Source organism: Pseudomonas sp. L13 (assembly GCF_009935965.1).
GTDB classification, from domain to species: Bacteria; Pseudomonadota; Gammaproteobacteria; order Pseudomonadales; family Pseudomonadaceae; genus Aquipseudomonas; species Aquipseudomonas lactis.
In genome coordinates, this window is sequence record NZ_QODJ01000039.1 from 32,232 (window position 1) to 57,503 (window position 25,272).

A 25,272-nucleotide genomic window follows, 5' to 3' on the forward strand; every position below is an offset into this window, starting at 1 on the left:
TACCCTGAAGCCCAGGGTATAAAGGCCGGCGTCCACCTTGACCAAGAGCCCTGAATGAAACTGCTGATCGTCGAAGACCAACCCAAAACCGGTCATTACCTGCGCCAGGGCCTGGCCGAGGCGGGCTTCATCACCGAATTGGTGGCTGACGGCACCAGTGGCCAGCACTTGGCGCTGACGGGCGACTATGACTTGTTGATCCTCGATGTGATGCTGCCCGGTCGCGACGGCTGGCAAATCCTGCAGGCGGTGCGCAGTGCCGGCCTGGACATCCCGGTGCTGTTCCTCACCGCCCGCGATGCCGTCGAAGACCGGGTACACGGCCTGGAGTTGGGCGCCGACGATTACCTGGTCAAACCCTTCGCCTTTTCCGAACTGCTGGCGCGGGTGCGCACCTTGCTGCGCCGTGGCAGCAGCACGCCGCAGGACACCCTGCTGCAACTGGCGGACCTGAGCCTGGACTTGATCCGCCGCCGCGTCGAGCGCAGCGGCCAGCGCATCGACCTCACCGCCAAGGAGTTCGCCCTGCTGGAGCTACTGCTGCGCCGCCAGGGCGAAGTGCTGCCCAAGACCCTGATCGCCTCCCAGGTGTGGGACATGAATTTCGACAGCGACACCAACATCATCGAAGTCGCCATTCGCCGCCTGCGCCTGAAGGTCGACGACCATTTCCCCAACAAACTGATCCACACCGTGCGCGGCATGGGTTACGTGCTGGAAGAGCGGTTCACGTGATCAAACGCCTGTCCCTGACCAGCCGCCTGGCGCTGCTGTTTGCCGCCTGCACGGCGGTGGTCTCGTTGATCGCCGGAGTGTTGTTCAACCGGGCCAGCGAGGCGCATTTCATGGAGCTGGACCAGCAACAGCTCGAAAGCAAACTGGTGGCCCTGCGCAGCACCTTGCAGGGTGTCGCCTCACCGGAAGACCTCGCCCAGCGAGCCCCTAAGCTGCGCGCCGAACTCGATCACCAGCCCGACCTCGCCTTGCGCATCACCGGAGCGGGTCAACGTTGGCTGGACGGCGCGCCAACTCTTCCCTTGCCCCAGGCACCCGGCCTGCATAGCCTGCAACACGCAGGCACCGACTACCGCGTATTCACCGCGCCCTTGACGCCTAGCCAACTGGATTCACCACAGCTGACCCTGATCCTCGACATCACCCACCACCAGCACTTTCTGCAACGCATGCAACGCTTGATCTGGCTGACCGTGAGCCTCTCGGCCCTGGCCACCGCCCTGCTCGGCGCATGGGCCGCACGCAGTGGCTTGCGGCCGCTGCGGCGTATGGGCGAAGTGGCCGCCAGCGTATCCGCCCACTCCCTCACGCAACGCTTACCCCAGGAACAAATGCCGGTGGAGCTGGCGGAACTGGCCCAGGCCGTCAACGCCATGCTGGCGCGCCTCGATGATGCGTTCCAGCGCTTGTCTGCGTTCTCCGCCGATATCGCCCACGAACTGCGCACACCACTGTCCAACCTGCTGACTCATACCCAAGTCATCCTCACCCAGCCGCGCCCGTTGGAGGATTACCGCGAGGCACTGCACAGCAACCTCGAAGAGCTGCAATGGATGGCGCAACTGGTCAACGACATGCTGTACCTGGCCAAAGCTGACCACGGTTTGCTGATGCCCAGCCGTGAAGCTCTGGATTTGGGCGATGAGGTCGACGCACTGTTGGAGTTCTTTATCCTGCTGGCGGAGGACGCGCAGGTAACGCTGGTGCGCGAAGGCAGCGCCCAGACGATGGGCGATCGCGGCATGTTGCGCCGGGCCCTGTCGAACTTGCTGGATAACGCGCTGCGCTTTACCCCACCGGGCGGTGAAGTGCGGGTACGGATCGAGAGTGGCGTAACACTGACGGTGGAGAACAGCGGGGAAGGCATTCCTGCGCCGTTATTGCCGCGGCTGTTTGACCGTTTCTACCGAGCCGATCCGTCCAGGCGTGCAGGCAGCAGCGAACATGCGGGGTTGGGGTTGGCGATTACCCAGTCGATTGTGCGGGCGCATGGCGGGAGGATTTATTGTGAGTCGCAGGCGGACTGGACAAGGTTTGTGATTGAGTTGCCCAAGGGGGATTGATGCAAGCTGGGCCGGCCCTATCGCAGCATAGGTATCTACACAACTTTCTGGGCTGTAGCAGACGGTAACCACGATGCGAAGCGAGCCGCTCTTGATCTTGATCTGCTTGTGATCTTGATTTCAGGCGCCCCGTTAAACCACGCTGGCGGATTACGGGCACACCGAGCCCAAGCGAGGTGCCGAGTGGTGGGGCAAGAGCGTTTTGCTTACTTTTGACTGGGCCGGCATTCCGGCTTTTCAAAAGTGAGCCGCTGTCAGAGCGGAACCCTAAGTGGCCGTTACCGCAGCAATGGATATGTACACGGTCCCACTGTGTTGACTGTCAGGCCGCCTTCGCAGGCAAGCCAGCTCCCACAATTTGAGCTGTGGATACAGTCACAATGTGGGAGCTGGCTTGCCTGCGATAGCGGTCTTAACGGTTACGAATACCTGAGGGCGTGCGCCGGCTCAATCTTCGCCGCCCGATACGCCGGGTAAATCGTCGCCAAGAAGCTCAACACAAACCCCGCCGAGCAAATCAGCAATACATCCCCACCTTGCAGCTCCGAAGGCAGGTTGCTGACAAAGTACACATCCGAACTGAAGATATGCTGCCCGCTCACCCGCTCCAGCCAGCCCACCAGCTCACTCACGTTCAACGCCGCAATCACCCCCAGCACGCCGCCGATCAAGGTGCCGACCACGCCAATCACGGTGCCCTGCACCATGAAGATCGCCATGATCTGCCGAGGCGTGGCGCCGATGGTGCGCAGGATGGCAATGTCCGCGCCCTTGTCGTTCACCACCATGATCAAGGTGGCGATGATGTTGAACGCGGCCACGGCGACGATCATCAGCAACAGCAGGCCGATCATGGTCTTTTCCATTTTCATCGCGCTGAACAGGCTGCCCTGGGTGTGGGTCCAGTCATCCGGCTTGTAAGCCGCGCCCAGGCTGGCGGCGATGTCCGCCGAGACTTTGGGCGCTGCATACAGGTCCTTCACCGCCAGGCGCACGCTTTGCACCTGGTTGGGCTGCCAATGCTGGATTTGCGCGGCGTCGGCCATGTGGATCAGGGCCATGGAGCCATCCAGTTCGGCGCCGACCTTGAAGATACCCACTACGTTCAGGCGCTGCATGCGCGGGGTGATGCCGCCCGGCGCGCTGCTCAGTTCCGGCACGATCAAGGTCAGCTTGTCGCCCACGTTGAGGCGAAAGCGCCGCGCGGTGATATCACCGACCACCACGCCGAATTCGCCAGGTTTGAGGTCATCGAGTTTGCCGCGCACGATGTGCTGGGCCACGATCGACACCTTGCCTTCCTGGGCCGGGTCGACGCCGCTGATCTCGATGGGCTGCATCGCGCCCTTGTAGGAAAACATGCCGTCCATTTGGGTAAAGGGCACGGCGGCGGTGACTTGCGGATTCTTCATCGCGGCGGCGGCCACTGGCTGCCAATCATCAATCGGCTTTACGCCGACGAGGGTGGCGTGGGGCACCATGCCAAGGATGCGCGAGCTCATTTCACGCTGAAAGCCGTTCATCACCGAAAGCACCACGATCATCGCCAGTACGCCCAGGGCGAGGCCGATCATCGAGGTCATCGAGATAAATGAGACAAAACGGTTGCGGCGCTTGGCGCGGGTATAGCGCGTGCCGATAAAAATCGATAACGGTCTGAACATTCGCGGGCACCGTTGGAAAAATGAAAAAGCCCGACCTCAAAAAACCGGGCTTGCAACAGGTCAGATAGCGACCAGATGACCTTCCTGCAAATGCAGTACGCGGTCCATCTGCCGGGCCATGCTCATGTCATGGGTGACCACCAGGAACGCGGTGCGCATCTGGGTGCTCAACTCCAGCATCAAGTCCTTGATGCCCTGGGCGGTGTGGGAGTCGAGGTTACCGGTCGGCTCGTCGAGCATCACCAGGCCGGGGTTGTTCACCAGGGCACGGGCAATCGCCACACGCTGGCGCTCACCGCCAGACAACTCCGCTGGCTTGTGCTCCAGGCGATGGCCCAGGCCGACGCGCTCAAGCAAGGCCGTGGCACGCTGGCGCGCTTCGGGAATTGCGGTTTTGCCGATCAACAGCGGCATGCACACGTTTTCCAGGGCGGTGAATTCCGGCAGCAAGTGGTGAAACTGGTACACAAAGCCCAACGAGCGATTGCGCAGTTGGCCACGGGCCTTTTCATTCAAGGCCGACAGCTCTTCACCGGCCAGCCATACGCTGCCCTGGGACGGCGTATCGAGGCCGCCCAACAGGTTGAGCAAGGTACTTTTGCCGGAACCGGAACTGCCGACGATCGCCACGCGCTCGCCAGGGTGCAGTTCAAGCTGCAGGTTGGACAGCACCACCACCGATTCCGGGCCTTCCTCGTAGGATTTGCCCAGGTTGCGGCAGCTCAGGATTGCTTTTTCACTCATGCCCGATTCACTCATAACGTAATGCCTGTGCTGGCTGGGTACGTGCCGCGCGCCAGGCTGGATACAGGGTGGCAAGGAAGCTCAGGACCAACGCAGCGCCGCCCACCATCAGCACGTCCTGGGTTTGCACCTGGGACGGCAAGTAATCGATGAAGTAGACGTCGGCGTTGAGAAACTTGTGGCCGATCACTTTTTCAAGCAGGGCAATGGCGGCGCTGACGTTCAGCGCGGCCAGAATGCCCACCGCCGTGCCGATCAAGGTGCCGACCACGCCGATCACGGTGCCCTGCACCATAAAGATCGCCATGATCTGCCCCGGCGTAGCGCCCAGGGTACGCAGGATGGCGATGTCGCCCTTCTTGTCGTTCACCACCATCACCAGCGTGGAGATGATGTTGAAGGCCGCCACGGCGACGATCAGCAGCAACAACAGGCCGATCATGGCTTTTTCCATGCGGATGGCCTGGTACAGGTTGCCGTGGGTGCGGGTCCAGTCGCGGGCGTAATACTCGGTCTCACCCAGGTGCTGGGCAATTTCCCAGGCGCCGCGCGGGGCGTCGAACAGGTCGTTGAATTTCAGGCGCAGGCCCTGCACCTGGTCGGGCTGCCAGCGATGCAGGCGGGCCAGGTCGGTGAGGTTGGTCAGGCCGATATAACCGTCGATCTCGCCAGCGCCGACGTGGAAGGTGCCCACCACGGTAAAGCGCTTCATGCGTGGGAACATGCCGGCCGGGGTCACGGTGACCTCCGGCGCGACGAAGGTCAGCTTGTCGCCAACCCCCACGCCCAGCTTGGCCGCGGCCTTGTCACCGATGACGATGCCAAAGCTGCCCGGCGCCAGCGCGTCGAGCTTACCTTGCAGCATGAACTTGTCGATGATCGAGACGTTACGCTCCTGGGCCGGGTCGATGCCATTGAGCAGGATCTTCTGCACTTTGCCGTCGTTGGTCAGCAACCCCTGCATCTGGGTAAACGGCGCGACCGCCACCACCTTCGGGTTCTGCTGGACCTTGGCGGCCAGGCTTTGCCAGTCATTGATCGGCGCATCGCCCTCAATGGTCGCGTGGGGCACCATGCCCAGCACGCGGGTGCGCATCTCATGATCGAAGCCGTTCATCACCGACAGCACCACGATCATCACGACCACGCCCAGGGCGAGACCGATCATCGAGGTCAAGGAAATGAACGACACAAAATGATTGCGACGCTTTGCACGGGTATAACGCGTGCCGATAAATACGAAGAGAGGTCTGAACATGTCGGGGCTTGTTCGGAGGAAAAGAAGACGTCCCGGTGGCGGGGTCTGGTCAGCAGCTTTACACTCAGACCATTACCGTTACCTGGGGTTCGCCATGTCGACATTAGATGAAGAAGAGCGCCGCGAATACTACCGTATCGATGACATGATCGCACTTCAAATCAAACCCCTGTCTGGCCCCGACGCGGCGAGCAAGGAAGTGTTGCTGGATGATTCACCGCTGTTCAATCTGCTCAGCGAACTGCACTTGAGTGAATTCGAAGCCCAGCACCTGCTGCGCCAGATCAACGAGAAAGACCGCAGCCTGGCGGCGTTCCTCAAAGTGCAGAACAAACGCCTGGACCTGCTCAGCCAGGTCATGGCTCGCGGTTTGCTGAACGAGGTGGGTGCGCCGCAACCGGTGATCCTCTCCGAGGGCGGTATCGACTTCCAGCACCCGACGCCGCTGGCTCCCGACACTCACCTGGCGGTCAAGCTGGTGCTGATGCCCCAGGCGCTCGGCCTGTTGCTGCGCGCGCGGGTGACCCATTGCGACCCCAAGGGCGACGGCTTTGATGTGGGTACGGAGTTCGAGTCCATGACCGATGCCCAACGCCAACTGCTGGCGCGCTATATCCTGCAGAAACAGGCCCAGGAACGCCGCCTGGCGCGAGAACAAAGCGACGACCTCTGAATGCGTATTCACGACGCCAGCCATCCTGGCGCAAAGGAGCAACTGTGACCCTGATTTACGGCCACCGCGGTGCCAAAGGCGAAGCACCGGAAAACACCCTGACCAGCTTTCAGGAGTGCCTCAAGCACGGCGTACGCCGCTGCGAGCTGGACTTGCACCTGTCCATGGACGGCGAGTTGATGGTCATCCACGACCCGACCCTCAAGCGCACCACCGACCGACGCGGCAAAGTCGTCGAGTATTCGGCGGCTGACCTGGTGAAAATGGACGCCCGCAAAGGTGGCCCAGGCTGGGTAAGCCCCTGCCCGATCCCGCGCCTGGAGGCGTTGTTCGAACAGTGCGACTTCGATCACTGGCAACTGGAAGTCAAAAGCGCCTCGCGTACCCGTGCCGCGACCACCGTGCTGGCGATTCGCGAAATGGCCGTGCGCTTTGGCTTGATGGACAAGGTCACGGTCACGTCAAGCTCGCGGGAAGTGCTCAAGGCCGCCGTGGAACTCACCCCAGACCTGTCACGCGGGCTGGTCGCCGAATACGCCTGGCTCGACCCGCTGAAGGTCGCGCAGAACTATGGCTGTGAATATTTGGCATTGAACTGGACGCTGTGCACCCCCGAGCGGCTGGAGAAAGCCCAGCGCCAGGGCTTGCATGTGTCCGTGTGGACAGTCAACGAACCTGCGCTGATGCGCAGGCTCGCCGACTTCGGCGTAGATAGCCTGATTACAGACTTTCCCGGTTTGGCCACTGCCACCCTCGAGAATTACTGAAATCGGTCTCCCCGGCCGGCTCAGGCCACCGGCCGGAGCCGCTCAAAAAAGCCGGTTGAGGCCGTCGTAGGCCGCTACCCGATAGGCTTCGGCCATGGTCGGGTAGTTGAAGGTGGTGTTGACGAAATACTTGAGGGTATTTTGCTCACCCGGCTGGTTCATGATTGCCTGGCCAATGTGCACGATCTCCGAGGCCTGGTAGCCGAAGCAATGCACGCCAAGTACTTCCAGGGTTTCGCGGTGGAACAGGATTTTCAGCATGCCTTGCGGCTCGCCGGCGATCTGCGCACGCGCCATGCTCTTGAAGAATGCCTTGCCCACTTCGTAAGGCACCTTGGCCTTGGTCAGTTCGTGCTCGTTCTTGCCGATGGAGCTGATCTCGGGAATCGTGTAGATCCCGGTCGGCACGTCGTTCACGTAGCGCCAGCTGCCATTGTCGACAATGCTGCCGGCGGCCGAGCGGCCCTGGTCATGGGCGGCACTGGCCAGGCTTGGCCAGCCGATCACGTCACCGGCGCCGTAGATGTTCGGCACGCAGGTGCGGTAGTTCTCGTCCACTTCGATCTGGCCACGGCTGTTGACCTTGACCCCGATGTTTTCCATGCCCAGCTTGTCAGTGTTGCCGGTACGGCCGTTGCACCACAGCAAGGCGTCGGCCTTGATCTTCTTGCCGGACTTGAGGTGCAGAATCACCCCGTTGTCCAGGCCTTCGACCCGCTCGTACTCTTCGTTATGGCGCACGGTGATGTTGTTGTTGCTGAAGTGGTAGCTCAACGCCTGGGAGATTTCCGAGTCGAGGAAGCTGAGCAACTGGTCACGGTTGTCCACCAGCTCGACCAATACACCCAGGCCACTGAAGATCGAGGCGTATTCACAGCCGATCACGCCGGCGCCGTAGATGATCAGTTTGCGCGGGGTATGGCCCAGGCTCAGGATGGTGTCGCTATCGTAGATACGCGGGTGGTGGAAATCGATGTCCGCCGGGCGATACGGGCGCGAACCGGTGGCGATGATGATGTGCTTGGCCACCAGTTTCTCGACCACGCCATTGGCGCAGACCACTTCGACGGTTTGCTCATCGGCAAAACTGCCGGTGCCGAAGAACAGGTCGACGCGGTTACGGGCGTAGTAGCCGGTACGCGAGGCGACTTGCTTGGAGATGACTTTTTCAGCGCTTTTCAATACGTCCGGGAACGAGAACCAGCGCGGCTCACCAATGGCCCGGAACATCGGGTTGGTATTGAACTGCATGATCTGCCGTACCGAGTGACGCAACGCCTTGGACGGGATGGTACCCAGGTGGGTGCAGTTACCGCCGACCTGGCGACGGCTATCGACCATCGCCACCTTGCGCCCTGCTTTGGCAGCGTTCATCGCCGCACCTTCTCCAGCTGGGCCGGAACCCAGTACCACCACGTCGTAGTTGTAGACAGCCATGCGTACTCCTCAGAACAGGCCAGGCGTACGGTTGGACGCCGGGCTAAATCATGCCGCGGCCAGCGTGCATGAAGGACAATTTGGCTCAAGTGTGTGAACCGGGGCACAGTCTATAGAAGCCCGAGCGCCGCGAACATTAACCCTTGGTCGCGTCGTAGGCCAGTGTTGCCATACTACAGGACGCAAACCAGCGCCGAATTCAGGATGAGCCATTATGCGACAACTATTTTTCTGTTTGATGCTGATGGTGTCGCTCACGGCGCACGCCAACGATGCACAGCGGCTCAAGCAGGCAAGCTTCCCCGCACAGGTCGAGGGGCTGGCGCTGAAAAACCAGGCGGTATTCAACTATCTGTGGGCGGATGTGTATGCGGCGGCGCTGTATGCACCGGCTGACCTAGCTGCAAAGCAGGCCTGGGACCAGCAGAAGGCTGTGCGCCTGGCGCTGTATTACTTTCGCGACATCGACCGCGATGATGTGATCAAGGCGGCCACCGTCACCCTGGAGCGTCAGCAGGCCAATGCCGGGTTGAATCCTGAAATCGCCAAGCTGCACGCGCGCTTTCGGGACATTCGCAGCGGCGATCGCTATGCCCTGGATTTTCGTCCGGGGCGCGGGTTGAATCTGGAGATTAATGGGCAGGTGATGTTCAGCAGCGGTGATGAGGAGCTGGCACGGGCCTACCTGGGCATCTGGCTGGGGCCCAAAGGGCTGTCCGACAGTTTACGCAACACGCTACTCAAGTGATGAAGGTGTCGACTGTTCGCCATTGTAGGAGCGAATACAACACTTCAGGCATAAAAAAGCCCCGAACCAGTCGGGGCTTTTTCATTCAGCGAGGCTTAGCGCGGAAACGCAGGCGGGTTGACCCCAGCCATGTCTTCCATCACGCGAACCACCTGGCAGCTGTAGCCGAACTCGTTGTCGTACCACACGTACAGCACAACACGGTTGTCCTGGGTGATGGTCGCTTCGGCGTCCACCACACCGGCGTGGCGCGAGCCCACGAAGTCGGTGGAGACCACTTCCTGGGAATTGACGAAGTCGATCTGCTTATGCAGGTCGGAGTGCAGCGCCATGTAGCGCAGGTACTCGTTCATCTCTTCACGGGTGGCGGCTTTCTCAAGGTTGAGGTTGAGAATGGCCATCGACACGTTCGGCGTCGGTACACGGATGGCGTTACCGGTCAGCTTGCCGGCCAGTTCAGGCAGGGCCTTGGCAGCAGCGGTAGCAGCACCGGTCTCGGTGATCACCATGTTCAACGCGGCGCTACGGCCACGGCGATCGCCCTTGTGGAAGTTGTCGATCAGGTTCTGGTCGTTGGTGTACGAGTGGACCGTCTCAACATGGCCGTTGACGATGCCGAACTTGTCATTCACAGCTTTGAGCACCGGCACGATGGCGTTGGTGGTGCAGGAAGCGGCGGACACGATCTTGTCGTCAGCGGTGATTTCAGCATGGTTGATGCCGTGCACGATGTTCTTGAGCTTGCCCTTGCCAGGCGCGGTCAGCACCACACGGTCGACACCCGGGCATGCCAGGTGCTGGCCCAGGCCCTCGGCATCACGCCATACGCCAGTGTTGTCCACCAGCAGGGCGTTCTGGATACCGTACTGGGTGTAATCCACCTCAGTCGGGTTCTTCGCGTAGATCACCTGGATCAGGTTACCGTTGGCGGTGATGGTGTTGTTTTCTTCGTCAATGGTGATGGTGCCATTGAACGAGCCGTGTACCGAGTCGCGACGCAACAGGCTGGCGCGCTTGGTCAGGTCGTTCTCGGCGCCTTTGCGCACCACGATGGCACGCAGGCGCAGGCCGTCGCCGCCACCGGTTTTTTCGATCAGGATGCGCGCCAGCAGGCGGCCGATACGGCCAAAGCCGTACAGCACCACGTCGGTGCCTTTACGGGCGGCAGCGTTTTGCTGGCCAACCACATCGGCCATTTCTTCACGCACGAACTGCTCGGCGGTGCGGCCAGCGCCTTCCTTGCGGAATTTGTACGCCAACTTGCCCAGGTCTACCGAAGCCGCGCCGAGCTTGAGCTCGCTCATGGCTTTGAGCAGTGGGAATGTTTCGTGGACGGAGAGTTCGCTGTCGTCGGCGGAGCGATGGCGCGCAAAGCGGTGGGCTTTGAGAATCGCGATGACAGACTGGTTGATCAGGCTGCGGCCATAGATCGAGCTCACCACATTGTTATTGCGGTACAGCTGACCGATAAGCGGAATCATCGCTTCAGCGAGTGCTTCACGGTCGATCCATTCACCAAGACACTGGTCGGGCTTCTGAGTCACGGGAACCTTCCACATGTAGGGGCAGAAAAAAGGGGCTACATTATGTCGCCCGACTGCGCGTTGAGCAATGCGCGAAGGGCAACAAAAAGCCCTTGCAAAAAAATACCACCGCGCTACAGCCCAGGAAACACGCGGGTTCCAGAAGGCCACTAGTTTGGCGAGCGGGCCGACTTGTCCGTAACCCTCCTAAACATTCGCGCATTTTGGCACTACATATTGAGTCAAAACCCGCCATTATTTGTCTTAGCCACTACATTTCCTACAAACCGTAATAGGCACAGTCAGCAACTGACAGGCGGCACCTGGGGCCGTTACAATTACCGACTTTGTCGCAACGCTTGGAGCTCAACCTTCCGTGCCCGTTCTGCGTCTACCGCTACTCCCTGCCGCGGCAGGTAAACAGCATTGGGGCAACCTGCCCGGTGCCGCCCTGAGCCTGGCCATTGCCGAGGCTGCCAGCGCAGCCAAGCGCTTTACCCTGCTGCTCACCGCCGACAGCCAAAGTGCCGAACGGTTGGAGCAGGAGCTGAGCTTCTTCGCCCCGGATTTGCCGGTGCTGCATTTTCCCGACTGGGAAACCCTGCCTTACGATCTGTTCTCGCCGCACCAGGACATCATCTCTCAGCGCATCGCCAGCCTGTACCGCTTGCCGGAACTGGCCCACGGCGTGCTGGTGGTGCCGATCACCACCGCCCTGCACCGCCTGGCGCCGACCAAGTTCCTGCTCGGCAGCAGCCTGGTGCTGGACGTCGGCCAGAAGCTCGATGTGGAGCAAATGCGCACGCGCCTGGAAGCCAGCGGCTACCGTTGCGTCGACACGGTGTACGAACACGGTGAGTTCGCGGTGCGCGGCGCCCTGATCGACCTGTTCCCGATGGGCAGCAAGTTGCCGTACCGCATCGACCTGTTCGATGACGAGATCGAAACGCTGCGCACGTTCGACCCGGAGAACCAGCGCTCCATCGACAAGGTCGACTCGATCAAGCTGCTGCCGGCACGAGAATTCCCGCTGCAAAAAGACGCGGTCACGCGCTTCAAGGCGCGCTTTCGTGAACGCTTCGACGTGGATTTCCGTCGTTGCCCGATCTTCCAGGACTTGAGCAGCGGCATCACGCCCGCCGGTATCGAGTACTACCTGCCGCTGTTCTTCGACGAAACCTCCACCCTCTTCGACTACCTGCCCCAGGACACCCAGGTGTTCTCGCTGCCGGGTATCGAACAGGCGGCGGAAAACTTCTGGAACGACGTGCGCAACCGCTATGAAGAGCGCCGCGTCGATCCGTCCCGGCCTTTATTGCCGCCCGCTGAACTGTTCCTGCCGGTTGAAGACTGCTTCGCGCGCCTGAAAAACTGGCCACGTGTGGTCGCCAGCCAGCAGGACGTGGACGCCGGCAGTGGCCGCGAGCGTTTCCCGGCAAGCGCGCTGCCCGATTTGGCGATCCAGGCCAAGGCCACACAACCGCTGGAAGCGCTGTCGAATTTCCTCGGCGACTTCCCCGGCCGCGTGCTGTTTACCGCCGAATCCGCCGGGCGCCGCGAAGTGCTGCTGGAGCTGTTGGAACGCCTGAAGCTGCGGCCGAAAACCGTCGACAGTTGGCCGGATTTTGTCGCCAGCAAAGAGCGCCTGGCGATCACCATCGCGCCGCTGGACGAAGGGCTGCGGCTGGATGACCCGGCGCTGGCCTTGATCGCCGAAAGCCCGCTGTTCGGTCAGCGCGTGATGCAACGCCGACGCCGGGAAAAACGCGCCGACGCCAACAACGACGCGGTGATCAAAAACCTCACCGAGCTGCGCGAAGGCGCGCCGGTGGTGCATATCGACCATGGCGTGGGCCGCTACCTGGGCCTGCAGACCCTGGAGATCGACAACCAGGCCGCCGAATTCCTCACCCTGGAATACGCCGAGGGCGCCAAGCTCTACGTGCCGGTGGCCAACCTGCACCTGATCGCCCGCTACACCGGCAGCGACGACGCCTTGGCGCCGTTGCACCGCCTGGGCTCCGAGACCTGGCAGAAAGCCAAGCGCAAGGCCGCCGAACAGGTGCGCGACGTGGCCGCCGAACTGCTCGACATCTATGCCCGTCGCGCCGCCCGCGAAGGCTACGCGTTCGCCGACCCGAAAGCCGACTACGCCACCTTCAGCGCCGGCTTCGCCTTCGAAGAAACCCCCGACCAGCAAACCACCATCGAAGCGGTGCGCGCCGACATGCTCGCGCCCAAGCCGATGGATCGCCTGGTGTGTGGTGACGTGGGCTTTGGCAAAACCGAAGTGGCCATGCGTGCAGCCTTTATTGCGGTACACGGCGGTCGCCAGGTTGCGATCCTGGTACCCACCACCCTGCTCGCCCAGCAGCACTACAACAGTTTCCGCGACCGCTTTGCCGACTGGCCGGTGACCGTGGAGGTGATGAGCCGCTTCAAGTCCGCCAAGGAAGTGAATGCCGCCGTCGCCGACCTGGCCGAAGGCAAGATCGACATCGTGATCGGCACCCACAAGTTGTTGTCGGACGATGTGAAGATCAAGAACCTGGGCCTGGTGATCATCGACGAAGAGCACCGCTTTGGCGTGCGCCAGAAAGAACAGCTCAAGGCCCTGCGCAGCGAAGTCGACATCCTCACCCTCACCGCCACGCCGATTCCACGCACGCTGAACATGGCGGTGTCGGGCATGCGCGACCTGTCGATCATCGCCACGCCACCGGCGCGTCGTTTGTCGGTGCGCACCTTTGTAATGGAGCAGAACAAGAGCACGGTCAAGGAAGCCCTGCTGCGCGAACTGCTGCGCGGCGGCCAGGTGTATTACCTGCACAACGATGTGAAAACCATCGAGAAATGCGCCGCCGACCTCGCCGAACTGGTGCCGGAGGCCCGCATCGCCATCGGCCACGGGCAAATGCGCGAGCGCGAACTCGAACAGGTGATGAGCGACTTCTATCACAAGCGTTTCAACGTGCTGATCGCCTCGACCATCATCGAGACCGGCATCGACGTGCCGAGCGCCAACACCATCATCATCGAGCGCGCCGACAAGTTCGGCCTGGCGCAGTTGCACCAATTGCGCGGCCGCGTCGGGCGTAGTCACCACCAGGCTTATGCGTACCTGCTGACACCACCGCGCCAGCAGATCACTTCCGATGCGGAAAAACGCCTGGAAGCGATCGCCAATACCCAGGACCTCGGGGCCGGTTTTGTACTGGCCACCAACGACCTGGAAATCCGGGGTGCCGGCGAGTTGCTCGGCGACGGCCAGAGCGGGCAGATCCAGGCGGTAGGTTTCACGCTGTATATGGAGATGCTCGAACGCGCGGTGAAAGCCATCCGTAAAGGCGAACAACCGAACCTCGACCAACCCTTGGGCGGTGGCCCGGAGATCAACCTGCGCTTGCCGGCGTTGATTCCCGAAGACTACCTGCCGGATGTGCATGCACGGTTGATCCTGTACAAGCGCATTGCCTCGGCGGCCGATGAAGAAGGCCTCAAGGACTTGCAGGTAGAGATGATCGACCGCTTCGGCCTGTTGCCGGAGCCGACCAAGAACCTGGTGCGCCTGACCCTGCTCAAGTTGCAGGCCGAGCAGTTGGGCATCAAGAAAGTCGACGCCGGGCCGCAAGGTGGGCGTATCGAGTTCGAAGCGCAGACGCCGGTCGACCCGCTGGTGCTGATCAAGCTGATCCAGGGCCAACCCAACCGCTACAAGTTCGAAGGGGCTACGCTGTTCAAGTTCATGGTGCCGATGGAACGTGCCGAAGAACGCTTCAACACCTTGGAGGCGCTGTTTGAACGCCTCATTCCGAAATCCGTTTAAGGACGCCCCCATGCGCGTGTTCCGCATTTTGAGCCTGTTGTTGGTGGTACTCGCACCTTCGGCCTTTGCCGACAGCCTGTATCAGGTGGAAATGATCCTGGTGCGCCAGAATGCGGAACCGGTGATCAACAGCCGCGCCGCCCCGGAAAACTGGGATGCGGGCGCGCCGCGCCTGGGTGAGCGGATGAGCCCGCCGCGCCTGGGCAATATCGTCGACAAGCTGCGCGCCGACGCCAACTACACGGTGCTCGCCCACAAAGCCTGGGAACAGAACCTGGGCGAACAAGCGGTGAAAGTGGCGATCACCGACGGCCAGGAGCAATTCGGCCAGTTCCCTATCGAAGGGGTGTTGAGCCTGCAACTGGGGCGCTTTACCGATATCGACGCGGATTTCTGGATCAACCAGTTCGACGGCAACGGCAGCGTGATTAACAGCGAACACCTGAGCCAGAAAGACGTGCGCACCAAGAACAACCAGCTCAACTACCTGGACGGCGGCCACCTGGCGCTGCTGATCAAGATCACCTCGCTGACCGCCAAGCCACCCAGCGCACCACCGCCCGACCTTCAGGACTGATTGCGCGCCATGCCCCTGACGTCGTCGTTGACCAAACCCCTGGCCCCTTCGTGGGCCAATCGCTTCAAAGAGCAAAGCCTTGAGCGCGGGCGGCGCTACGCCCTGGAAAACCGCGTGCGCATCGTCGAGTGCGGCGACAGCACCATCACCGCCAGTTGCGAAGGCTCGGGCGGCAACGTTTACCGCCAGACCATCTCACTGCGCGAATCGGCCAAGGGCCTGCTGATCCTGGTGGACAGCCGCTGCACGTGCCCGGTACACACCAATTGCAAACACATTGCGGCGGTGCTGCTCAAGGTCCAGGAAACCCTGGCCTACCCGGCAGCAGCCCAGGATGCGCAGCTGCTGGAAAAACTCCAGGCGGTGCTGGATAACCGCGTGGTCCTGCCGCAGGTGGTCATGGAGGATGTGCGGCCCGTGCCGCGCCTGTGGCTGGCCAGCGTCGAGTTCAGCGCGTTCGAGCCGCGCAACGGCAAGATGCAGCGCTATATCCAGCACCGTGCGGCGCTGTCGTTCAACTACTTGGGCAACTATGTCAGCGGGCAAAAAAATGCCGACATCATCGTGCGCCAGGAGACGCAGAGCCTGCGGATCAAGCGCCAACCCGAGCAAGAGCAGGCCTATCGCGAGCACCTGCGCCTGCTTGGCTTCAAGATCGCCACGCGCCAGAGCAAGGCCCTGCCGGAAAGCGCCGGCGAGCTGTTCGAGATGGTCAATGACAGTGCCTGGCTGAACTTCACTCTCAATGTGTCGCCCACTTTGCGTGCCGAGGGCTGGGAGCTGCAGATCGATGAAGACTTCGGCTTTGACCTCAGCCCCGTCGATGACTGGTATGCCACGGTCGATGAAGGGCCGGAACGCGATTGGTTCGACCTGGAACTGGGCATTATCGTCAACGGCGAACGCCTGAGCCTGCTGCCGATCCTGCTGAACCTGATGCGCTCCCACACCGAGATTCTCAACCCCGAGAAACTCGCGCGGCGCCGCGATGAAGAGCTGATCCTGGTCAACATCCCCGGCCTGCCGAACGGCCACGGCCCGTTGCAAGTGGCGCTGCCCTACGGCCGCTTGAAGCCGGTGCTGGCGACTCTCGGCGAGTTTTACCTGCAGGAAGCCGGCACCACCGCGCTGCGCCTGGCCAAGGCCGACGCCATTCGCCTCAACCCGCTGGAAGACCTGCCACTGCAATGGGAAGGCGGCGAGAAGATCCGCAACTTCGCCCAGCGCCTGCGCGATATCAAGGATTTCACCTGCGCGGCGCCTGAAGGATTGAATGCGACCTTGCGCCCCTATCAGCTGGAAGGCTTGAGCTGGATGCAGTCACTGCGCCAACTGGAGGTGGGTGGGATACTCGCGGATGACATGGGCCTGGGTAAAACCCTGCAAACCCTGGCGCATATTCTTACCGAGAAAATCGCCGGGCGCCTTGATCGGCCGTGCATGGTCGTGATGCCTACCAGCCTGATCCCGAATTGGCTCGATGAGGCTGCGCACTTCACCCCGCAGCTGAGAGTGCAGGCACTTTATGGCGCGGGGCGTAAGAAACATTTCGCCAACCTGAATGACTACGACCTGCTGCTGACCACCTACGCCCTGCTGCCCAAAGACATCGAACAACTCGCCGCCCTGCCCTTGCACGTCTTGATCCTCGATGAAGCGCAGTACATCAAGAACCCGTCCAGCAAGGCGGCCCAGGCCGCACGCGAGCTGAATGCCCGCCAGCGCCTTTGCCTGAGCGGCACGCCCTTGGAAAACCACTTGGGCGAGCTGTGGTCGCTGTTCCACTTCCTGCTGCCGGGTTGGCTGGGCGATGTGAAGAGTTTCAACCGTGATTACCGCGTGCCGATTGAAAAACGCGCCAGCGAGGTGCGATTGCAACACCTTAACGGTCGGATCAAACCCTTCCTGCTGCGCCGTACCAAGGAGCAAGTGGCGACCGAACTGCCGCCCAAGACCGAGATTATCCACTGGGTCGACCTCAACGAGGCCCAGCGCGACGTGTACGAAACCATGCGCCTGGCCATGGATAAAAAGGTCCGCGACGAGATCACCCGCAAAGGCGTGGCCCGCAGCCAGATCATCATCCTTGAAGCCCTGCTGAAACTGCGCCAGGTGTGCTGCGACTTGCGCCTGGTCAACGACGCTACCCTGCCCGCCCGTGGCAGCAGCTCGGGCAAGCTCGATAGCCTGATGGACATGCTCGACGAGCTGTTTGCCGAGGGCCGCCGGATCCTGTTGTTCTCACAGTTCACCTCGATGCTGAGCCTGATCGAGGCCGAACTGAGAAAGCGCGGCATTGCCTACGCCCTGCTGACCGGCCAGACCCGGGATCGACGCACACCGGTGAAGGATTTCCAGAGCGGTAAGCTGCAGATCTTTTTGATCAGCCTGAAGGCCGGTGGCGTAGGTTTGAACCTGACCGAAGCCGACACGGTTATCCACTATGACCCATGGTGGAACCCGGCCACGGAAAACCAGGCCACCGACCGTGCGTATCGCATCGGGCAGGAAAAGCCGGTGTTTGTGTACAAGATGATTGCCCGGGGCACGGTGGAGGAGAAAATTCAGCACTTGCAGAAGGAAAAGTCCGATCTGGCGGCGGGCGTGCTGGATGGGCGTACGACTGGGGACTGGCAGTTGGGCAATGAAGAGATTGAGGCGTTGTTTGCGCCGTTGCCCAATAAGCAAGAGAAGCGCTGACTGCTAGGCCGCCTTCGCGAGCAAGCCCGCTCCCACACTTGAAATGCATTCCCCTGTGGGAGCTGGCTTGCCTGCGATAGCCGCGCCGCGGTCTTCAACTTGGCAAAGGCGCAAACAGCGCCTCAATATCCCGCTGCTCCAGCTTCCAACCCGCACTGGCGCCACCTTCCAGCACCCCCTCGGCCAACGCAGCCTTCTCCAGCTGCAACGCCTGAATTTTTTCCTCCACCGTGCCTCGCGCAATCATCTTGTACACAAACACTGGCTTTTCCTGCCCGATGCGATACGCACGGTCGGTGGCCTGATTTTCCACCGCCGGGTTCCACCACGGGTCGTAGTGAATCACCGTATCCGCCGCTGTCAGGTTCAAGCCCGTCCCGCCCGCCTTCAGGCTGATCAGGAATAGCGGTGTCTTGCCGTCCTGGAAGTTCTCAACGGGCGTACGTCGGTCAACGGTGTCTCCCGTTAGGATCGAATACTCAACCCCACGCAGCTTGAGCTCTTCTTCGATCAACGCCAGCATCGAGGTGAACTGCGAGAACAGCAAAATCCGCCGCCCCTCGCTGAGCAACTCTTCCAACATGTCCATCAAGCTGCCCAGCTTGCCAGTGTCGGCCTTGGCCGCTTTAGTCATCGGCACAGATTTGACCAGGCGCAAGTCACAGCACACCTGGCGCAGTTTGAGCAGGGCTTCGAGAATGATGATCTGGCTGCGGGCCACGCCATGACGACTGATCTCATCGCGCACCTTTTTATCCATGGCCACACGCACTGTTTCGTAGACATCCCGCTGTGCATCGCTGAGCTCTACCCAGTGCACGATTTCCGACTTGGGCGGTAACTCCGTGGCAACCTGTTCCTTTTTGCGCCGCAACAGGAACGGTTTGATACGTGCCGTGAGGTGCTGCATACGCTGCGCATTACCGTGTTTTTCGATGGGCGTGCGGTAATCGCGATTAAAGCTCTTGCTATCGCCCAACCAGCCCGGCAACAAGAAATGAAACAGTGACCACAGCTCGCCCAAGTGGTTTTCCAATGGCGTACCGCTCAAGCATAAACGCTGGCCGGCCTCCAACTCACGAGCCGCCTGGGCTGCCTTGCTATTGGGATTCTTGATGTTTTGCGCTTCGTCGAGGATCAGCACACTCCAACATTGAGGCTGCAGCACTTCAAGGTCTCGCGACAGCAGCGCGTAAGTGGTGAGTACCAAGTCGTAATCGGCCAGGCGCGCGAAGTCAGCCTGGCGCTGCGAGCCGTGCAGCGCCAGGACCTTGAGTTGAGGGGTAAAGCGCGCGGCTTCATCCATCCAGTTCGGGACCAGGCTGGTGGGCATCACCGCCAGAGCGGGCGCCTGCAAGCGGCCGGCCTGTTTTTCACAGAGCAAATGGGCAAGGGCCTGCAGGGTTTTCCCCAGGCCCATGTCATCCCCAAGAATCCCGCCCACGTCCAGCTCGCGCAGGGTTTGCATCCAGTTAAGGCCTTCGAGCTGGTAGCCACGCAGTTCGGCGTTCAGGCCCTGGGGAGCAGGGACATTGACGTGACTGGCGCCCTTGAGACGCTTGGCGAAATCACGCAGCCGCTCGCCGCCCTGCCACACCAAGGGTATTGCATCCAGGTTGCTGAGCCGTGCCGCGTCGGGCGCGCTCAGTCGCAGTGCATCGCCTTCAGGTGCACGCAGGTAGAGTTCGCCGAGGGTCGCCATCAGGGGTTTGATACGGCCGTAGGGCAGCGCAACCTTTGTATGAGTGCCGGCGCCCAAACTGACCAACACGCGCTCATCGTCGCCACGTTCAGCCATGTAAGTGGCATCGAGCAGTTTGGGCTGGCGACGCATCAAGTCGAGCATGATTGGCAACAGGCTGTGCCGCTCGCCATTGACCTCGACGCCCAGCTCAAGGTTGAACCATTCATGACCCGGCGTCTCTTCGATATCCGCGTACCAGTGGTCCACAGCCTCCACGTCGTAATAAAAGCCCGGATGGATGACCACCTCCCACCCGGCCTCGCGCAAAACCGCCAGGTCGCGCTCAACAAAGCGCAGCCAGGCTTCATCAGTGGGTAGATCGAACATCTCTCCTGCACTGGCAGGCAGCGCACGGGTTTTGCGAGTGACCGTTTTAAGGCCGATCTTTGTGAGCGTCTTGCGCAGGGCTTTCTCAGCCGCCGTCTTGCGTTGGATGCGTTGGGTTTCGGTGCCGTTGAGAAACAGGATGTCCTCAGTGCCCTTGCCGCTGACCAGGCAGGCGTCGTATCGGTAAGCCAAGGCGGCGCGGTGTTCAAAAGTGAGCATTTGCCGATGGTGCGCCTGGCTGTAGACGTAGGACTCGTCGCTTCCCAGAGTGAGACATCCTTGAGGCTCTAACGTATCCACCACACGCTCGGTCAGCTCGCGCGGCGCAGGAATCACCTTGGACACCGCACTGATGCGATGACTGAATAACGCGACCTGATCAGCTGGAATCATCGGCACGGCGCAAAGATGCATGGCCAGATTGTCATCCAGCCCGTGATCGATCACCCCGATCGCCAAGTTATCGCGGTCAAGATAATGAAGCGGTTTGAGGGGCAATACCTCGTCCAACTCGCGCCCGCTGCTGATCCACTTGGGAATGTGATTGCCATCGGACAACATGGCCCAATCAAAGCGCGCGGGCCGGGCCGGGCCGGACTTGAGCGCCAGACCTGGGCCCTGCTCAATAAACAGACGTTGGGTTTTCAGCGCCAATTGGAGAATTTCGGCCCCTGACTCGCCGGCCAGCTGATAACGGGTGCTATAGGAACTATAAGACCGGCTCAACAACAGCAATCGACAAATGCGAGCATCCAGCTCATGCATATAGGCTGGCGCACGCCGCAATGTCTCATCGATCGAGTACAGCGGCTTGATATCGCTGTAGTCACCTTTTTTCGTCACACGCGCCCGATATAGCTCTATTGACCACCTCGTCGAATAGGGATCGAGGGAGAGCTGGTACAACAAAGAGGTGCCCGTATTCCTGGGTTGCCCCTCATCCACAGGCGTGGGCTCAGGGATGCTTTCAAGCCACTTTTCGAGCTGGGGGCTGAGGCGCTCAACCGGTGTCTTTTGCGGTTTTACAGGCGGGTTCAGGTCTTCGTACAGTACGGTCAACATAAACAGCGCCGCGGCCGCGTGCTTGCAATTGATCGCTACCGGGCAAGAACACACGCACTCGACAGTCGCCCAATTTGATGTGGCAACATGCGTGATCACCTGGGTGTAGACGTTGCGACCGGAGCCCTTGCAACGTGCGATCAACCGGTGTTTTCCCACTTCGACTATTTCGAGACGACTTTCGCCAGCGTACTCGAAACCACGCTCCAGTGAACGAGGGTCAAAGCTCTCTTGCCAATCCAACTCGACGATACGTGCAATAAGGTCATTCATGGGGCAGCACTCTACAGCGGTCGGCAACGCGATTTAAAGCAGGCCGACTCCCACAAAGCGGTAAGAGAAAGCTACAGCAACACCCAGACGCTTCCTACACCAAGCCTCTTTCTTTAACGTTTATTCGATCAGTTGAGCGTCTCGCAACGCTGTGAGGGCCGCCAACCAGCGTGGATCCTGCTTGTAATCCGTCGACGCAACCGCCTGCCCACGCATACGCGCAATGCGAGCTGACGGCGTGACCTTCATCCGCTGCGCTGCACTCAGCGCCAACTCGGCCGCCGCACGGTCATTGCACACCAAGCCCATGTCACAGCCGGCGGTCAGCGCCGCTTCGATACGACTGGCCGCATCGCCGACCACATGGGCGCCGGCCATGGACAGATCATCGCTGAAGATCACCCCGTCGAACTGCAATTCACCGCGCAGGATGTCCTGCAACCAGCGACGCGAAAAACCAGCAGGCTGGGCATCGACCTGCGGGTAGATGACGTGCGCTGGCATCACGGCGGCCAATTGCTTGCTCAGGCGTGCGAAAGGCACCAGGTCATTGGCGCGAATCTGTTCCAGGCTGCGCTCATCATTGGGAATGGCGACGTGGGAATCGGCCTCGGCCCAACCGTGGCCAGGGAAGTGCTTGCCGGTGGCGGCCATGCCGGCGCTGTTCATGCCGCGGATAAAGGCACCGGCGAGCACGGCAGCACGCTCTGGGTCGCCTTCAAAGGAGCGGGTGCCGACCACGGCGCTGCGTTGGTAGTCGAGGTCCAGCACTGGGGCGAAACTCAGGTCCAGGCCCACCGCAAGCACTTCGGTGGCCATGATCCAACCGCATTGTTCGGCCAGGTATTCGGCGTTGGGGTTATCCGCCAGCGCACGCATGGCCGGCAGGCGCACGAAGCCTTGGCGCAGACGCTGCACGCGGCCGCCTTCCTGGTCCACGGCCAGCAGCAGGTCCGGGCGCACTGCACGAATCGCCGCGCTCAACTCGCGAACCTGGCGCGGGTGCTCGATATTGCGTGCAAAAATGATCAGGCCGCCCACTTCCGGTTGGCGCAACAGATGACGATCCTCGGCCGTGAGCCAGGTACCGGCGACGTCGACCATCAAAGAACCTTGCAGGGCAGCAGTCATAAACCTTCCTTAAATAACGCACACAACCCGTCGTCCTTGCCAGGCACGGCAAGGACGACGGGTTGCGAATAAATAGCTGAAATCGGCATGGCGGCTAGCTTAGCGGATGCAAGCGGCCGCGCCCACCCGCAGCGATCAAACCTTGGCGGCGACCGGTACGGTTTTGCTGCGTGGGCGCAACTGGGCGGCAGCCATGGCCGGGTCGGTGATGCCGGTTTCGGCGCGCATGCCAGCGGCGAGGAACGGCACCATCAGGCGCATGACCTGCTCGATGGAGGTGTTCACGCCAAAATCGGTCTCGGCAATCGCTCGCAACGCTTTGATACCGGACATGCTGAAGGCAGCGGCACCGAGCATGAAATGCACGCGCCAGAACAGTTCGATAGGCGGAATACGCGGGGCCGCTTCGTTGACCAGCAGCATATAGCGGCGGAACACCTTGCCGTACATGTCTTCCAGGTAGCGGCGCAGGTGACCCTGGCTCTGGCTGAACGCCAAGCCCAGCAGGCGCATGAAGATCGACAGGTCGTTGCCACTGCGAGGCTGCACGACCAATGCTTGCTCCACCAGGATTTCCAGCAGCTCTTCCAGGCTGGGCTTGTGATCGGCCTTGGCCTGGCGGCGTTCCAGCTCACGGTCGAGGCTTGCGCAGAACGGGCCCAGAAAGCGTGAGAACACCGCCTGGATCAGGGCCTTTTTCGAGCCGAAATGATAGTTCACAGCAGCCAGGTTGACCCCAGCCTTGCTGGTGATCAGCCGCAATGAAGTTTCAGCAAATCCTTTTTCCGCGAACAATTGCTCGGCAGCATCGAGAATGCGTTCAACGGTTTCCGACTGGGCCATGGCTACTCCGCCTGACAAACACTTGTTTGAAACATACGTTTCAGAGTGTGTCTTGTCAAGCCTGCGGGTCCGCTTTGCGGCTGGTCGGTCATCTGTTTCATCGCTATTTAATCACATCCTCGCGGGTCTGTAGGCAGCGTCGCTTCTGCTCTGTAGGACGGCTGACGGATGACCGTCCAGCGGAGCCGCCAAAAAGGATGATTGCCAAGCGCAGTTCACTGTATATAATCCCAGTCACTGTATAAAAAGACAGAGCGATCAACATGCTAAAACTGACGCCACGCCAAGCTGAGATTCTGGCTTTTATCAAGCGCTGCCTTGATGACAATGGTTACCCGCCTACCCGTGCGGAGATTGCCCTGGAACTGGGGTTCAAATCCCCGAACGCCGCCGAGGAACACCTCAAGGCCCTCGCTCGCAAAGGCGCGATCGAGATGACCCCGGGTGCTTCGCGGGGTATTCGCATCCCTGGCTTCGAAGCCAAGGCCGACGAGTCGACATTGCCGATCATCGGTCGCGTCGCCGCAGGTGCGCCGATCCTGGCGCAGCAGCACGTCGAGGAATCCTGCAACATCAACCCGACCTTCTTCCATCCCCGCGCCGACTACCTGTTGCGCGTGCACGGCATGAGCATGAAGGACGTGGGCATCTTCGACGGTGACCTGCTGGCCGTGCATACCACTCGCGAAGCCCGCAATGGCCAGATCGTCGTGGCCCGTATCGGCGACGAGGTCACGGTCAAACGCTTCAAGCGCGAAGGCAGCAAGGTCTGGCTCCTGGCCGAAAACCCTGAGTTTGCCCCGATCGAAGTCAACCTGAAAGACCAGGACCTGGTGATCGAAGGCTTGAGTGTCGGCGTCATTCGCCGCTAAAGGAGGCATCATGCAGCTCGTGCACACCCCACAACACACACAACTGTCGCTGTTCGAGGCCTTCATGGCCCAACCCCTTGCGCCAATCCTCAAGGAAACGGTCGAGGCCCCCTGGGGCGGCGAACCTGAGGCGTTCAGTGAATTGTCGTTGCGCGGTGCGGCTGAGAGCTGCCTGAACCTGCTGGCACCTATCCTGCGCGAATTAAGCGAAGATCAGGATGCCCGCTGGCTGACACTGATCGCCCCGCCCGCCAGCCTCACCCAGGCCTGGCTGCGGGACGCTGGGCTCAACCGCGAGCGCATCCTGTTGCTGCAGCCACGCGGTGCGCAAAGCGCCCAGCAGCTAACCTGCGAAGCTTTGCGCCTGGGCCGTAGCCATACGGTGGTGAGCTGGTTGAACCCGCTGAATGCCAGCGCCAAGCAGCAACTGATCAGCGCTGCACGCACAGGTGATGCACAGAGTTTGAATATTCGATTGGGGTAATGACGGGCGCGCCACAGACGCAGCCTTCACCAAGGACTCAGTGAAGAACGCGCGGCCCTTCTTCTTTCTCCGGCTCGCCTTCGGCAAGGCGACCTGCCATCTGCACGCCCACGCTCAACATGGCTTTGGCCACTTCGACGTGCTGGCCTTGCAGGAAGACTTTGGCGTCTTCGGAGAAATCCAGAATAACCAGAGAACCCTCGTCCTCCGCCCGGCGCAGTTCGATTCGGCCGTCAGGCAGTTCAACAATTTCCAGAAAGGACGTTGGCATAAAAGTCTGTTCTCCACGAAAGGCCTGGGATTATATCAGTCATCCACCTAGCCTCGCAGGGGATATGGACAGGTTTGTTGACGGCTTGATGAATGGTGCCCTGGGCAACACGCTAATCAATGTGGGAGCTGGCTTGCCTGCGATTGCTTTAGGTGTCTACACAACTTTGTAGGTCTTAGCAGCCAACGGTAATCACGATGCGAAGCGAGCCGCTCTTGATCTGCTTTTGATCTTGATCTTAGGCGCCCCGTTAAACCACGCTGGCCGGAA

General features: G+C 60.8%; 19 protein-coding genes. 10 read left to right on the plus strand and 9 right to left on the minus strand.

What is annotated here, in order from left to right; all coding sequences use genetic code 11:
• Positions 1 to 54 precede the first annotated feature (54 nt).
• Positions 55 to 735 carry a heavy metal response regulator transcription factor gene (locus DK871_RS18935; protein ID WP_161906270.1) on the plus strand — a complete coding sequence of 227 codons (681 nt, stop codon included), beginning with the start codon at positions 55 to 57 and terminating at the stop codon, positions 733 to 735.
• Entirely contained in the window at positions 732 to 2,078 is a 1,347-nt protein-coding gene (locus DK871_RS18940) for a heavy metal sensor histidine kinase (RefSeq protein ID WP_161906271.1), read from the plus strand. The genes DK871_RS18935 and DK871_RS18940 overlap by 4 nt, the downstream gene beginning before the upstream one ends.
• Positions 2,079 to 2,497: 419 nt before the next feature.
• On the opposite strand, the gene DK871_RS18945 is transcribed toward DK871_RS18940, so the two are convergent.
• From DK871_RS18945 to DK871_RS18955, 3 genes are read right to left on the minus strand one after another with little or no spacing between them, the layout of a single operon-like run.
• Complete coding sequence (locus tag DK871_RS18945; protein ID WP_161906272.1) at positions 2,498 to 3,742, minus strand: lipoprotein-releasing ABC transporter permease subunit; 1,245 nt, start codon at positions 3,740 to 3,742, stop codon at positions 2,498 to 2,500.
• 60 nt (positions 3,743 to 3,802) lie between these two features.
• On the minus strand, positions 3,803 to 4,486 hold the full coding sequence (gene lolD / locus DK871_RS18950) for a lipoprotein-releasing ABC transporter ATP-binding protein LolD (RefSeq protein ID WP_019818240.1): 684 nt from the start codon (positions 4,484 to 4,486) through the stop codon (positions 3,803 to 3,805).
• 7 nt (positions 4,487 to 4,493) lie between these two features.
• Positions 4,494 to 5,744 carry a lipoprotein-releasing ABC transporter permease subunit gene (locus DK871_RS18955; RefSeq protein ID WP_014717520.1) on the minus strand — a complete coding sequence of 417 codons (1,251 nt, stop codon included), beginning with the start codon at positions 5,742 to 5,744 and terminating at the stop codon, positions 4,494 to 4,496.
• Between the two features lie 94 nt (positions 5,745 to 5,838).
• On the opposite strand from DK871_RS18955, the gene DK871_RS18960 reads away from it, so the two are divergent.
• Together DK871_RS18960 and DK871_RS18965 are read left to right on the plus strand one after the other, a co-directional pair.
• The gene (locus DK871_RS18960) at positions 5,839 to 6,417 is read left to right on the plus strand and encodes a PilZ domain-containing protein (protein ID WP_161906273.1); all 579 of its coding nucleotides are present in this window, start codon (positions 5,839 to 5,841) and stop codon (positions 6,415 to 6,417) included.
• A 44-nt stretch (positions 6,418 to 6,461) separates the two neighbouring features.
• The gene (locus DK871_RS18965) at positions 6,462 to 7,184 is read left to right on the plus strand and encodes a glycerophosphodiester phosphodiesterase family protein (protein ID WP_003189671.1); all 723 of its coding nucleotides are present in this window, start codon (positions 6,462 to 6,464) and stop codon (positions 7,182 to 7,184) included.
• 42 nt (positions 7,185 to 7,226) lie between these two features.
• Here the strand turns inward: DK871_RS18965 and sthA are convergent, their stop codons facing one another.
• The gene (gene sthA / locus DK871_RS18970) at positions 7,227 to 8,621 is read right to left on the minus strand and encodes a Si-specific NAD(P)(+) transhydrogenase (protein WP_003189670.1); all 1,395 of its coding nucleotides are present in this window, start codon (positions 8,619 to 8,621) and stop codon (positions 7,227 to 7,229) included.
• 214 nt (positions 8,622 to 8,835) lie between these two features.
• Between sthA and DK871_RS18975 the strand changes: the two genes are divergently transcribed.
• A complete protein-coding gene (locus DK871_RS18975; RefSeq protein WP_161906274.1) occupies positions 8,836 to 9,369 on the plus strand; it encodes a chalcone isomerase family protein in 534 nt (177 codons plus the stop codon).
• A 95-nt stretch (positions 9,370 to 9,464) separates the two neighbouring features.
• On the opposite strand, the gene DK871_RS18980 is transcribed toward DK871_RS18975, so the two are convergent.
• On the minus strand, positions 9,465 to 10,928 hold the full coding sequence (locus DK871_RS18980; RefSeq protein ID WP_032873405.1) for a glyceraldehyde-3-phosphate dehydrogenase: 1,464 nt from the start codon (positions 10,926 to 10,928) through the stop codon (positions 9,465 to 9,467).
• Between the two features lie 340 nt (positions 10,929 to 11,268).
• Here DK871_RS18980 and mfd point away from each other — a divergent pair, with 340 nt between their 5' ends.
• Genes mfd through DK871_RS18995 form a run of 3 tightly spaced genes read left to right on the plus strand, consistent with a single transcriptional unit; the run spans position 11,269 to position 17,995 of the window.
• Positions 11,269 to 14,718, plus strand: a complete 3,450-nt coding sequence (gene mfd, locus DK871_RS18985; protein ID WP_003189666.1) for a transcription-repair coupling factor — start codon at positions 11,269 to 11,271, stop codon at positions 14,716 to 14,718.
• 10 nt (positions 14,719 to 14,728) lie between these two features.
• Entirely contained in the window at positions 14,729 to 15,295 is a 567-nt protein-coding gene (locus DK871_RS18990; protein WP_161906275.1) for a CsiV family protein, read from the plus strand.
• 9 nt (positions 15,296 to 15,304) lie between these two features.
• Positions 15,305 to 17,995 carry a DEAD/DEAH box helicase gene (locus DK871_RS18995; protein ID WP_161906276.1) on the plus strand — a complete coding sequence of 897 codons (2,691 nt, stop codon included), beginning with the start codon at positions 15,305 to 15,307 and terminating at the stop codon, positions 17,993 to 17,995.
• A gap of 94 nt (positions 17,996 to 18,089) precedes the next feature.
• Here DK871_RS18995 and DK871_RS19000 read toward each other — a convergent pair whose 3' ends face one another.
• The 3 genes from DK871_RS19000 to DK871_RS19010 all read right to left on the minus strand — a co-directional run bounded on the left by DK871_RS19000 (position 18,090) and on the right by DK871_RS19010 (position 23,375).
• On the minus strand, positions 18,090 to 21,401 hold the full coding sequence (locus DK871_RS19000) for a DEAD/DEAH box helicase (protein ID WP_161906277.1): 3,312 nt from the start codon (positions 21,399 to 21,401) through the stop codon (positions 18,090 to 18,092).
• 120 nt (positions 21,402 to 21,521) lie between these two features.
• Positions 21,522 to 22,532: a beta-N-acetylhexosaminidase gene (gene nagZ / locus DK871_RS19005; protein ID WP_069557142.1), complete on the minus strand. Its 1,011-nt coding sequence runs from the start codon at positions 22,530 to 22,532 to the stop codon at positions 21,522 to 21,524.
• Between the two features lie 135 nt (positions 22,533 to 22,667).
• Entirely contained in the window at positions 22,668 to 23,375 is a 708-nt protein-coding gene (locus DK871_RS19010; protein WP_161906278.1) for a TetR/AcrR family transcriptional regulator, read from the minus strand.
• Between the two features lie 263 nt (positions 23,376 to 23,638).
• Between DK871_RS19010 and lexA the strand changes: the two genes are divergently transcribed.
• Positions 23,639 to 24,247, plus strand: coding sequence for a transcriptional repressor LexA (gene lexA, locus DK871_RS19015; RefSeq protein WP_003172575.1), 609 nt, complete (start codon positions 23,639 to 23,641; stop codon positions 24,245 to 24,247).
• A 10-nt stretch (positions 24,248 to 24,257) separates the two neighbouring features.
• A complete protein-coding gene (gene sulA / locus DK871_RS19020) occupies positions 24,258 to 24,731 on the plus strand; it encodes an SOS-induced cell division inhibitor SulA (protein ID WP_005786162.1) in 474 nt (157 codons plus the stop codon).
• Positions 24,732 to 24,768: 37 nt separating this feature from the next.
• Here sulA and DK871_RS19025 read toward each other — a convergent pair whose 3' ends face one another.
• A complete protein-coding gene (locus DK871_RS19025) occupies positions 24,769 to 25,002 on the minus strand; it encodes a hypothetical protein (RefSeq protein WP_003189656.1) in 234 nt (77 codons plus the stop codon).
• Between the last annotated feature and the right edge of the window lie 270 nt (positions 25,003 to 25,272).